The organism is Mycolicibacterium sp. XJ879, from assembly GCF_053483935.1.
Window position 1 is genome coordinate 1 of sequence record NZ_JBEFTH010000019.1, and the last position, 12,317, is coordinate 12,317.

General features: G+C 68.6%; 6 protein-coding genes. 3 read left to right on the top strand and 3 right to left on the bottom strand.

Annotated elements, in window-relative coordinates; translation table 11 throughout:
* A partial coding sequence (locus ABQF13_RS24415; protein WP_448395388.1) for a non-ribosomal peptide synthetase occupies window positions 1–6,415 on the top strand: 6,415 nt, incomplete at its 5' end.
* Between the two features lie 6 nt (window positions 6,416–6,421).
* Here ABQF13_RS24415 and ABQF13_RS24420 read toward each other — a convergent pair.
* Complete coding sequence (locus tag ABQF13_RS24420; RefSeq protein ID WP_448395442.1) at window positions 6,422–7,078, bottom strand: methyltransferase family protein; 657 nt, start codon at window positions 7,076–7,078, stop codon at window positions 6,422–6,424.
* Window positions 7,079–7,281: 203 nt separating this feature from the next.
* On the opposite strand from ABQF13_RS24420, the gene mbtM reads away from it, so the two are divergent.
* Complete coding sequence (gene mbtM / locus ABQF13_RS24425) at window positions 7,282–8,817, top strand: long-chain-fatty acid--ACP ligase MbtM (protein WP_448395389.1); 1,536 nt, start codon at window positions 7,282–7,284, stop codon at window positions 8,815–8,817.
* A gap of 59 nt (window positions 8,818–8,876) precedes the next feature.
* Here the strand turns inward: mbtM and ABQF13_RS24430 are convergent, their stop codons facing one another.
* A complete protein-coding gene (locus ABQF13_RS24430) occupies window positions 8,877–9,848 on the bottom strand; it encodes an NADPH:quinone oxidoreductase family protein (protein WP_448395390.1) in 972 nt (323 codons plus the stop codon).
* Window positions 9,849–10,007: 159 nt separating this feature from the next.
* Here ABQF13_RS24430 and ABQF13_RS24435 point away from each other — a divergent pair, with 159 nt between their 5' ends.
* A complete protein-coding gene (locus tag ABQF13_RS24435; RefSeq protein ID WP_448395391.1) occupies window positions 10,008–10,952 on the top strand; it encodes an alpha/beta fold hydrolase in 945 nt (314 codons plus the stop codon).
* On the opposite strand, the gene ABQF13_RS24440 is transcribed toward ABQF13_RS24435, so the two are convergent.
* A complete protein-coding gene (locus ABQF13_RS24440; RefSeq protein ID WP_448395392.1) occupies window positions 10,949–12,310 on the bottom strand; it encodes a flavin monoamine oxidase family protein in 1,362 nt (453 codons plus the stop codon). The two genes, ABQF13_RS24435 and ABQF13_RS24440, sit on opposite strands and share 4 nt — an antisense overlap.
* Window positions 12,311–12,317 lie beyond the last annotated feature (7 nt).

Consider the following 12,317-nt stretch of genomic DNA (forward strand, 5'->3'; position numbering starts at 1 on the left):
TTCACTGCTGGCGATGCGCCTGGTCGCCGCCATCAACAAGACGATGGACACCGGCCTCGTGGTCAGCGCGGTGTTCGACACCCCCACCGTCGCCCAGTTGGCGCAGCGGTTGGGCGGCGAGGAGGACCAACTCGAGCCGCTGGTCGCCGGCGAGCGGCCCGCGGTGGTGCCGCTGTCGTTCGCACAAAGCCGGCTGTGGTTCATCGACCAATTGCACGGCCCCTCGCCGGTATACAACCTCGCCGTGGGCCTGCGCCTGGAAGGGCACCTCGACGTCGATGCGCTCGGCGCGGCGTTCGCCGACGTGGTGGAACGCCATGAAAGCCTGCGCACGGTGTTCCCGGCCGTCGACGGGGTCCCGCAGCAGCAGATTGTCGCCACCGAGCTTGCCGAGTTCGGCTGGGACGTCGTCGATGCCAGCGCATGGCCGGCCAGCCGGCTGGACGAGGCGGTCGAGCAAACGGCGCGGCACAGTTTCGATCTGGCCAAGGAAATCCCGTTACGGGCACGGCTTTTCCGTGTCACCGACGACGAGCACGTGCTGGTGGCCGTCGTGCACCACATCGCCGCCGACGGCTGGTCGATCACCCCGCTGGTGGCCGATCTGGGTGTTGCATACGCCAGCCGCTGCGCCGGGCAAGCCCCGACATGGCAGCCGCTGGCCGTCCAGTATGTCGACTACACCCTGTGGCAGCGCGCCCAGCTCGGTGAGCTCGAGGACAGCGGCAGCCGTATCGCCCAACAGCTGTACTTCTGGGAAGAGGCGTTGGCCGGGATGCCGGAACGCGTTGCGCTGCCGACCGATCGGCCGTACCCGCTGGTGGCCGATCAACGCGGCGCCAGGGTGGAGGTGGACTGGCCGGCCGAGTTGCAGCACCAGATCTCCCGGGTGGCGCGTGCGCACAACGCGACAGGCTTCATGGTGATGCAGGCCGCGCTGGCGGTGCTGCTGGCCAAGCTCAGCGCGACTTCCGATGTGGCGGTGGGCTTCCCGATCGCCGGGCGCCGCGATGCCGCCCTGGACGAACTGGTCGGCTTCTTCGTCAACACGTTGGTGTTGCGGGTCGACCTGGCAGGCGATCCCACCGTCGCCGACGTGCTGGCCCAGGTGCGGGCACGCAGCCTGGCCGCGTTCGAGCACCAGGACGTGCCCTTCGAACTCCTGGTGGAGCGGCTCAATCCGACCCGATCGCTGACCCACCACCCGCTGGTGCAGGTGATGCTGGCCTGGCAGAACGTACCCGGGCAGGGCGATGACGCGGCAGGCGAGGTGGCGCTGGGTGATCTGGCGGTTACCCAGATGCCGCTGGACACCCACACCGCGCGCATGGATCTGTCGTTCTCGCTGGCCGAACGCTGGACCGAAACCGGTGAGGCCGCCGGTATTTCAGGCACGGTCGAGTTCCGCACCGACGTGTTCGACACCTCCAGCATCGAAGCCCTGATCGAACGCCTGCACCGGGTGCTCGACGCCATGACCACCGACCCCGCCCGGTCGTTGTCGGCGATCGATGTCCTCGACGCCGACGAACATGCCCGCGTCGACGCGATCGGTAACCGCGCGGCGCTGACCGAGCCGACTACCACAGCCTCGATTCCCGCGTTGTTCGAGGCGCAGGTCGCCCAGACTCCCGACGCGGCCGCCGTCAGCTTCGACAGTCGCGCGGTCACCTACCGCGAACTGGATAAGGCCGCAAACCGGCTGGCGCACATGCTGGTTGGCCGCGGCGTCGACCATGGGCAACGGGTGGCGTTGCTGTTTCCCCGCTCGATCGAGGCGGTCGCGGCAATCTTCGCCGTCCTCAAGACCGGTGCGGCCTACGTGCCGATCGACCCATCCGTGCCCGACGCGCGGCTGGAGTTCGTGCTCGGCGACTCCGCCCCGGTCGTTGCGCTCACCACCGCGGATCTGGCCCACCGGCTTTCCGGCCGTGGGCTGGTCGTCATCGACAGCAGCGACATCGACGACCCTGGCATCATCACCCAGCCCAGCAGCGCGTTGCCGGGACCGCGCCCCGACGACATCGCCTACCTCATCTACACCTCGGGAACGACAGGTGTGCCCAAGGGCGTGGCGATCCCGCACCACAACGTCACCCGGCTGCTGGCGGCCATCGACACCCGACTGGAGCTGCCGCCGAAGCAGGTGTGGACACAGAGCCATTCATTGGCCTTCGACTTCTCCGTCTGGGAGATCTTCGGCGCCCTGTTACACGGCGGCCGGCTGGTGATCGTCTCGGATACGGTGGCCCGGTCGCCAGAAGAGCTGCACGACCTGCTGATCGACGAGCAGGTCAACGTGTTGAGCCAGACGCCGTCAGCGTTCTATGCGCTGCAGTCCATCGATGAGCTGACCCCCGATTCGGCGTCCGATCTGGCGCTTGACGTGGTGGTGTTCGGCGGTGAGGCCCTGGAGCCGCCGCGGCTCAAGACATGGCTGGACACCCATCCGGACGCGCCCCGGTTGATCAACATGTACGGGATCACCGAAACGACCGTGCACGCCTCGGTCCGCGAGATCCTCGTCGACGACATCGACACCGCCGTCAGCCCCATCGGGGGACCCCTGGCGCACCTGGGCTTCTTCGTGCTCGACGCCTGGCTGCGGCCGGTGCCGGTCGGTGTCGTGGGGGAGCTTTACGTGGCAGGTGCCGGGGTGGGCACCGGCTATGTGGGCCGAGCGGGGCTGAGCGCGACGCGGTTCGTCGCGTGCCCGTTCGGCGGGCCCGGCGCCCGGATGTATCGCACGGGCGACCTGGTGTGTTGGGGCGCCGACGGTGAGTTGAGATATCTGGGCCGCGCCGATGAGCAGGTCAAGATCCGCGGCTACCGCATCGAACTCGGCGAAATCCAGGCTGCGCTAGCCGAGTTGAACGGCGTCGAACAGGCGGTGGTGATCGCCCGCGAGGACCGTCCCGGCGACAAACGCCTGGTGGGATATGTGACCGGCATCGACGACCCGGCCGGGCTGCGCGCTCAGCTGGCCGAGCGGCTGCCCGCCTACATGGTTCCTGCGGCCGTGGTGACGCTGGACGCGCTGCCGCTCACCGTCAACGGCAAGCTCGACACCCGCGCGCTGCCTGCGCCCGAATACACCGACGTCGACCACTACCGCGCCCCGGCCAACACCGTCGAGGAGATCCTGGCCGGTATCTACGCCGAGGTCCTCGGGTTGGAGCGGGTCGGGGTCGACGATTCGTTCTTCGACCTTGGCGGCGACAGCATTTCGGCCATCCAGGTGATCATGCGCGGCCACGCCGCGGGCCTGGTGGGGCGCCCCCGCGACATCTTCGTGCAGCAGACCGTGGCCCGTTTGGCCCGGGTGGTCCGGTTGGCCGACAGCTCTACCGGCGAGGTCGACGAGGGCACGGGGCCGGTGATCGCCACCCCGATCATGCAGTGGTTGAAGAGTATTGACGGCTCGATCGACGAGTTCAACCAGACGGTGCTGTTGCAGGCGCCCACCGGGGCGACCGAAGCCGACGTCGTGGTGGGACTGCAGGCCCTGCTGGACCGGCATGCCATGCTGCGCCTGCGCGCCGAGGACGACGGCGCAGGCGGATGGTCTTTGACTGTCCCCGAAGCCGATTCGGTAGACGCGCGAAGCTTGTTGCGCTCGGTGGACGCGCTGACCGACGAGGAGCTGGTGGCGGCGCGGTCGCGGCTGAACCCCGCGCGGGGCGTGATGCTCAGCGCGCTGTGGGTGGCCCCCACCGGGCAGCTGGCGTTGATCATCCACCACCTGGCCGTCGACGGGGTGTCCTGGCGGATTGTGCTGGAAGACCTCAACATCGCCTGGACCCAGCATCGCGGTGGGCAGCCGGTGCTGTTACCACCGGCCGGCACATCCTTTGCGCGGTGGTCGCAGGTTTTGGCCGAACACGCCCGCGACCCGCACGTCGTCGCCCAGGCGGACGCGTGGCGACGGGTGGCGGCGATCCCTGCGACACTGCCCGCCCCGCAACCCGCGGTCGACACCTTCGCCACGGCCGGATACCTGACCGAACTGCTCGACGCCGAGACCACCCACATGCTGCTCGGCGAGGTGCCCGCCGCGTTTCACGCCGCGGTGCACGAGATCCTGTTGATCGCCTTCGCGTTGGCGTGGACGCAATACCTGGGCACCGACGGCGCGCCGATCGCCATCGACGTCGAGGGCCATGGCCGAGACGAAGACTTGCCGCTTGGGGGGGAGAGCGCCGATCGACACATCGACCTGTCCCGCACGGTGGGCTGGTTCACCGCCAAATATCCCGTGGCGGTAAACCTGGGCGGGTTGCGCTGGACGCAGGTGGTCGCCGGGGACGCCGCGCTGGGCGCGGTGATCAAAGACGCCAAGGAGCAGCTGCGGTCCCTGCCCGACGGGCTGACCTACGGGCTGCTGCGCTACCTGAACCCCGATGCGGACCTGGCCGGGGCCGACCCGGTCATCGGGTTCAACTACCTTGGGCGCCTTGGCGCTCCGGCAGCCTACGCATCCGGTGACGTGTGGCGGTTCAGCCAGGAGGGCTTGTCGATGACCGCCGCGGCGGCCGCGATGCCGATCGCGCTGATGCACACCGTCGAACTCAACGCCGCCACCATCGACACCGACACCGGCCCGCACCTGAACGCGACATGGACGTGGGCGCCGTCGGCGCTGGACCGCACGGCGGTCACGCGCATCAGCCGGTTGTGGTTCGACGCGCTGGCCGGTGTCTGCGCGCACGTCCGACGCGGCGGCGGCGGGTTGACACCGTCCGATATCGCGCCAGTCCGGTTGAGCCAGCAGCAGATCGACGAACTGCACCGCCAGTCTCCGATCGCCGACGTGCTGCCGCTGACCCCGCTGCAGCAGGGCCTGCTCTACCACGCCGGCATCGCGAACTCCTCAGGTGACGATGTGTACGCGGTCCAACTCGACATCGCGCTGAGTGGGCCGCTCGACGCCCACCGGCTCCGCGAAGCCGTGCAGGCCGTGGTCACCCGGCACCCGCACCTGGCCGCCCGGTTCTGCGCACAGTTCGAACAACCGCTGCAGCTGATACCCGCCGATCCGGTCGCACCGTGGCGATATGTCGAATTAGAAGACGTCACAGCCGATTCCGGCGTCGACGAGCAGATCGAACGGATCTGCGCCGACGAACGCGCCGCGGTGTGCGATCTGGTGCATCAGCCGCCCTTCCGGGTGGCGCTGATCCGTGTCGGCGCGCAGCGCCACCGCTTTGTGCTGACCAACCACCACATCGTGCTCGACGGCTGGTCGATGCCGATCCTCATGCAGGAGATCTTCGCCGGCTACCACGGCCACCGGCTGCCGGCGGCTTCGCCCTACCGCAGCTTCATGGCCTGGCTGTCCGAGCGGGATCACGCCGCCGCACAAGCAGCCTGGCGTGAACTGTTCGCCGGCTTCGAGACCCCGATCCTCGTCGGGCCACCGCAGAAGCTCGGGTTCGCGCGGCGCAGCGTCGAGGTGTTCCGGGTTCCCGCCAAGACCACCCGCGGGGTCACCAAGCTGGCACGGTCACACCACACCACCGTCAACGTCGTGCTGCAGGCCGCATGGGCGGTCCTGCTCGCCTCGCTGACTGAACAGCACGACGTGGCGTTCGGCACCGTCGTGTCCGGTCGGCCGCCCGAGGTGCTGGGCTCGGACTCGATGGTGGGCCTGCTGATCAACACGGTGCCGGTGCGCGCCACCCTCACACCCGACACCACACCGTCGGACCTGTTGAACCAGCTGCAAAACGTGCACAACGACACCCTCGAGCACCAGCATCTGGCGCTCAGCGACATCCACCGCATCACCGGCCAGGAAAGGCTTTTCGACACCGTCTTCGTCTACGAGAACTATCCGACCGACACCGGCACCGCGCCGGCCGTCGACGGGCTGGCCATCACCGGGTTCAGCAGCCGCGACTTCTACCACTATCCGCTTGCGGTGCAGGCCGGTCCGGGCCGCGAACTCGAGCTACGCGTCCAGTACGACACCGAAGTGTTCGACGCAGCGGGCATCGAAGCGCTGATCGAACGGTTCAAACAGGTGCTCGTGGCGATGACGGCCCACCCGAGCCGGCGGCTGCTGGCGATGGATGTGCTGAAGCCCGGCAGGCATTCTCGGCTGAACCGGTGGAGCAAACCGGCGACCCCGGCACCGGAAGCCCGCGACCCCGGCGCCGCCTACAGCGCACCGTCGACGTTGGTCGAACAGATCCTGGTAAGCATCTACGCCCAGGTGCTCGGCGTGGACCGCGTCGGTGTCGACGAGTCGTTCTTCGATCTGGGCGGGGATTCGCTGGCGGCCATGCGGGCGGTCGCCGCCATCAACACCGCCCTTGACGTGCACCTCACTGTGCCAACGTTATTGGAGGCCCCGACGGTGCGAAGCCTGAGCCGGTTGATGGACGAATCCGTCAGGCCGACCGGCGAGTCATAGCGCCCATCACCACAGCAGCGGCACCAGGCGATAACGCGCCTTCTGCGCGTACTCCCGGTAGCCGTCCAGCTCGTCGATGAGCAACTTCTCTTCATCGCCGATGCGCAGAACGAGCGTGAGCGCTCCCGGCAGCACGGCGAGCAGCCCCCAGTAGGAGCCCAGGGCGAACGGAAAGCCGAGGATCGTGATCACGTTGCCGGTGTACATCGGGTGGCGCACCAACCCGTACAGGCCGGTGTCGACGAGCTTCTGGTCTGACTCGACCTGCACCGTGGAGGCCGCGAAGCTGTTCTGGATCACCACCAGGCTGGTGATACCGAGCCCGACGGCCACCAGGACATCGCCGGCGATGCTGATCGCCGCGGGCACCTCCGACCAGCCGAACCGGTGGTCGAGGGTGCTAACCAGCACCATCGCCGCCAGTGACAGGTACCACCCCGCGATGAGCAGCTTTTGCACCGTGCGGGTTTCGGCCACCGGACCCGCGTGCTTACGCCGCTGCAGCGCATCGGGATCCGTGCGAAGCAGGTACATGCTGGGCAGCCATGTCGAAAGGGCGAACACCGCCAGGAAAGCCCACGCCTGCCAGTAGTCGAACGTGCCGGCCAGACCGAACAGCACCAGGCCGAACACCGTGATCTCGAGAAGCCCCAACACCAACATCTTCAGAAGGGCTTTCACACAACCTCCATACCGTTCGTCGACGCCGCCCGTGACAAGCCGCAGAGCTAAAACTACCGGCGGTCATCGAACCCGCACAGCAGGCCCACGGATGTAGCTGTTTTACCCCGGGCCCCGATCCACTAACTTTGCGGTAGCGAACGGTGTGGACGTTGCCGGTTCCCGATCAAGACATATGAGGTGCGATGAGCTCGTTGGCAGCCGCGCTTGCCGAGCGGTTATCGAGCAGCGACAGGTGTCTGGTCGTCCTCGACGACGGGCAGTGGGTGCGCCATCCGTGGCCGGAGGTGCATGCCCGATCACAGAACGTCGCCGAGTGGCTGCGCAACGATGACGCCACCGCGCTCGGGCTGGCCGGCGATCCCACCGTCGAGTTGATCGCGGCGATCCTGGGTGCCTTCCAGGCCGGCGTCGCGGTCACGATCGGCCCAGGCCCGGTGCGCGGCGCCGACGCGGATCAGTGGGCTCACACCACCTTGACCCGGTTTGCCGGCATGGGAATCAGCCACGTCTTGAGCCACGGCTCTCACCTCGAGCGGTTGTCGAGCGCCGACGCGCCGCTGATCGTCAAGGAACTCAGCTCCGTTGCACCCGTGCGCCGTTCGACGAGCTTCGCCGCCCCGAACGATCCGGCTGCGGTGGCGGTCCTGCAGGGCACCGCCGGATCGACGGGCACTCCGCGCACCGTGCAACTCTCACCGGACGCGGTGCTGGCCAACCTCAGCGGACTCAACGCGCGCATCGGCGTGACGTCGGCGGAGGTCGGCTGTTCGTGGCTGCCCCTGTATCACGACATGGGGCTGAGCTTTCTGCTCGCCGGCGCGCTGGGTGGCACCGACGTGTGGCAGGCGCCCACGGCGGCGTTTCAGGCGTCGCCGTTTCGCTGGTTGAACTGGCTCACCGAGAGCCGGGCCACCATCACCGCCGCGCCGAACATGGCTTACGGGTTGATCGGCAAGTATTCGCGCCGGGTCACCGAGGTCGAGCTCGGCAGCTTGCGGTTCGCGCTCAACGGTGGTGAACCCGTCGATTGTGAGCTCACCGCGCGGTTCGCCGACGAGATGGCTCGCTTCGGGTTCGATGCGGGCGCGTTGGCGCCGTCCTACGGGCTGGCCGAAGCGACTTGTGCGGTAACGGTTCCCGAACCCGGTCGCGGTCTGCTCGTCGACGACGCCGGCCACGCCGTGCTCGGCGAGGCGATATCGGGCATGTCCGTACGCATCGAACCGCGCGCGGACGAGGGCGCGCAACGCGACGGGCGGGAAATCGGCGAGGTGATGATCCGCGGGTCGTCGATGATGTCGGGCTATCGCGGCGGTGAATCGCTGGGCGCCGACGAATGGTTTCCCACCGGGGATCTGGGCTACCTGGTCGACGGTGGCCTCGTGGTGTGCGGACGCGCCAAGGAACTGATCACCGTCGCCGGCCGCAACATTTTTCCGGCCGAAGTCGAGCAGGTGGCCGCGGCGGCGCCCGGGGTGCGTGAAGGGGCCGTCGTCGCCGTCGGTGTCGGTGAGCGCTCGGTGCGGCCCGGCATCGTGATCGTCGCGGAGTTCCGCGGACCCGACGAGGCCGACGTCCGCGCCGATATCGCCCGACGTGTCGCATCAGAGTGCGGCATCGTCCCGGCCGATGTGATCTTCGTGCGTCCCGGCACGCTGCCCAGAACGACGTCGGGCAAGCTGCGCCGGCTGCAGGTGAAGCGCGACCTGCTGCCTTGACGCGGTTTGTGGAGCCGCAGCCGCGGTGAGCGCGGTCAACACTCCACAAATCACCGGCGCTAGCGGACCGTGACGACGACCTTGCCCTTGGCGGTGCGGTCCTCCAGCGCGGCGATCGCATCCGCGGCGCGCTCGAGCGGATAGATCACCGGTTCGGGTGCGGTGACCGTGCCCGACGCCAGCAGCGGCTCCAGCTCGGCCCACTGCTCGGCGAGATAGTTGGGATGGGTGAAAGTCCATGCGCCCCAACCGACTCCGACGACATCGATGTTGTTGAGCAGCAGTCGGTTGACCTTCACGGTCGGGATCTCCCCGCCGGTGAACCCGATGACCAGCAGCCGGCCGCCGGGAGCCAGCGAACGCAACGAGTCGGTGAACCGGTCGCCGCCGACGGGGTCGACGACGATGTCCACCCCGCGCCCGTCCGTCAACTCCTTCACCTTGTCCTTGAAGCCGTCGGCAAGCACCACATCGGATGCCCCGGCGGCGCGGGCGGCCTCGACCTTGTCCTCGGTACTGACCACCGCGATCACCCGCGACGCGCCCCACGCCGGCGCCAACCGCAGCGTCGACGTACCGATGCCGCCGGCCGCCCCGTGCACCAGCACGGTCTCGCCCTCGGCCAGCCGGCCCCTGGTCCGCAGGCCGTGGTGCATGGTCAGGTCGTTGAACAGCAGACCGGCGCCGGCTTCGAACGACACGTTGTCGGGCAGCTTGAAGACCCGTTCGGCGGGCAGCGCGACCACCTCGGCCATCCCCCCGCACAGCATGGTCAACGCGGCCACCCGGTCACCTGCGGTCACGTGCGCATCGACCGGTGCGCTGCGCACCACGCCGGCCACCTCACCGCCCGGGGTGTAGGGCATCTCCGGTTTGTACTGGTAGAGCCCACGGGACTGCAGCACGTCGGGAAATGCGACACCGGCCGCGTGCACATCGACGACAACGGCGTCGCGGCCGTCGGGCTCGTCGATCTCGACGAGTTTGGCGGCCTGCGGCCCGTCCAGGCTGGCTATCTGAATTGCGCGCATGGTGCCCATTTAACCTGCCCGGACGCCCGGCCCCCGGCTCGCCGCCCAAAGGGGCGTTTCGGTGCTACTCGCCACCCAGACGCGAAGATAAGCTAACTTATCCAGGCAGCGTTGCTGAGATCGATCGGAGCACCAATGGGACGCGGTCACACCGCAAGCATGCAGGCAGGAGCTTTCGCCCCCGCCCAGGCACTACCGCCGGGTCGGCCCGTCACCGTGCGCGCGACGGACGGCACCCGCCTGCACGCCGAGGTTTTTGGGCCCGACAACGGCCAGCCCATCGTGCTGGCCCACGGCATCACCTGCGCGCTGCGGGTGTGGGCCCACCAGATCACCGACCTGTCCCGCGACTACCGGGTGATCGCCTACGACCACCGCGGTCACGGCCGCAGCAGCGTCCCCCCGCGCCGCAGCGGCTACAGCCTCGAACACCTGGCCGCTGACCTCGACTCCGTACTCGATGCGACGGTGGAGCCCGGTGAACGCGCCGTCGTGGCGGGCCACTCGATGGGCGGCATCGCGATCACCTCGTGGGCCGAGCGCTACCCCCACCGGGTCTCAGACCGTGCGGCCGCCGTCGCGCTTATCAACACCACCACCGGTGACCTGCTGCGCGACGTGCAGTTGCTGCCGGTGCCCGGGGCGCTTGCGGGCGCCCGGATCGCCGCCGCCGGGACGCTGCTCAAGACGTTCGGCGCGACGCCGGTACCGCGTGCCATCTACGGTCCGAACCAGCGTTTTCTGTCGATGCTGGCGGTGGGCCGCGACGCCGACCCCGCGATCGCGGCGTTCGTGCACGAGTTGTTCGCCGCCACGCCTGCCGCAGGCCGCGGCGGCTGGGCCCGCACGCTCGTCGACCACCTGGGTCCTCAGCACATCGGGCTCAAGAACCTCGTCGTGCCGACGCTGGTGATCGGCAGCGAGAAGGATCGGCTGCTGCCGGTAACGTCGGCTCGGCGCATCGCCAAGGAGGTGCCCAACCTGGCCGAGTACGTCGAGTTGCCCGGCGGGCACTGCGCCATTCTGGAGCGCCCGCAGGAGGTCAACAGCCAGCTGCGCCAACTGGTCGAGTCGGTCGCTGCCAAGCGCCGCGTGAGCTCCTAGGCCGTCAGCGCGCGGTGCACTTCTTCGGCGGCGCGCTTACCGGAGCGCACTGCCCCGTCGAGGAACCCGCTCCACTTGTCGGCGGTTTCGGTGCCCGCCCAGAAGATGTTGTCGACCGGCTTGCGCAGCCACGGCCCGTACGTGGTCCACGACCCGGTCGGTACCGCCGCAGTGGGGCCGCCGGGGGCGAATTCCTCTGCACTCCAACGATGGTCGAGGTAGTCGATTGGGTGTGCCGCGTCTTCGCCGAACAACGCCGTGAAACCGGCCAGCGCGCGTTCGCGGCGTTGTTCGGGGGCCAGCGCGTCGAATGCCCGGGCGTCGGTGAACCCCAACAGGATTCCCGGGCCGTCGTCGCCGGGGCTGACGTCGAACGTGATGAAGACCGGTCCCTCGTCGGAGAGCGCCTCACCCGAACATCCGCCGGCCCGCCAGAACGGTGTCTCGTAGGCGACATAGGCCTTGCTGAGATTGCCCTGGGGCCAATGGTTTACCAGCTTCTCCTGATCAGGCGGCAGCTCGGGGTGGAACTCGATACCGCCGCGGTGCGCCGGCGGGACAGCCACCACAACCGCTTTGGCCATGACGGCGCCACGGTCACAACCCACGGTCAGCGTGCGGTCGGAATGGCGTTCGACGCGGCGCACGACGGTGCCCAACACCACCCGCGGCCCAAGCTCATCGGCGATCCGCAACGCGATCTGCTGGGTGCCGCCCGGAAAACGGTCCTGTTGGGCGCCGCCTTCGACGTCGAGCATGCGGCCGATACCGCCTGCAGCCTTGACGTAACGCGCGGCGTGCAACATCGACACCTCGTCGGGTTCGGCGCCCCACGTCACCCGCGCCATGATCGCCATCAGATCCCGCGTCGACGCGCTCGCGCGCACGTAGCGCAGCCAGTCGTCGAGAGTTTTGGAATCCAGGGTGTCGGCGATCGGGGAGGTCCACGGCGCATCGACGGGCACCCGGCGGCAGACCCGGTCGAACCGCCACTGGATGCGCGACACGTCGAGCAGCTCGAGAATCGACAGCCGCGGAATCGTACTGCGATACGACCGCACCCGGCCGCGCCAGTGGATGAGGTTCTTGCCGCGCACATAGGTCGGTTCGGTCGGGCAACCGAGCTCTTCGGCGAGTGCGACCACGGCGTCCTGCGTCGGGCCGACGAACGTCGCACCGAGATCGACCGGCACCCCGGCGATCGTCGCGGTCATCGAACGACCCCCGACCCGGCCGCGGCCCTCCAGCACCAGCACGTCGTGGCCGAGTCGCGTCAAATCCCTGGCCGCCGTCAGCCCCGCGAACCCGGCGCCGACGACCACGACGTCGGCGCGGGCGGGCAGGACAGGCGTAGTCACCCGGTTA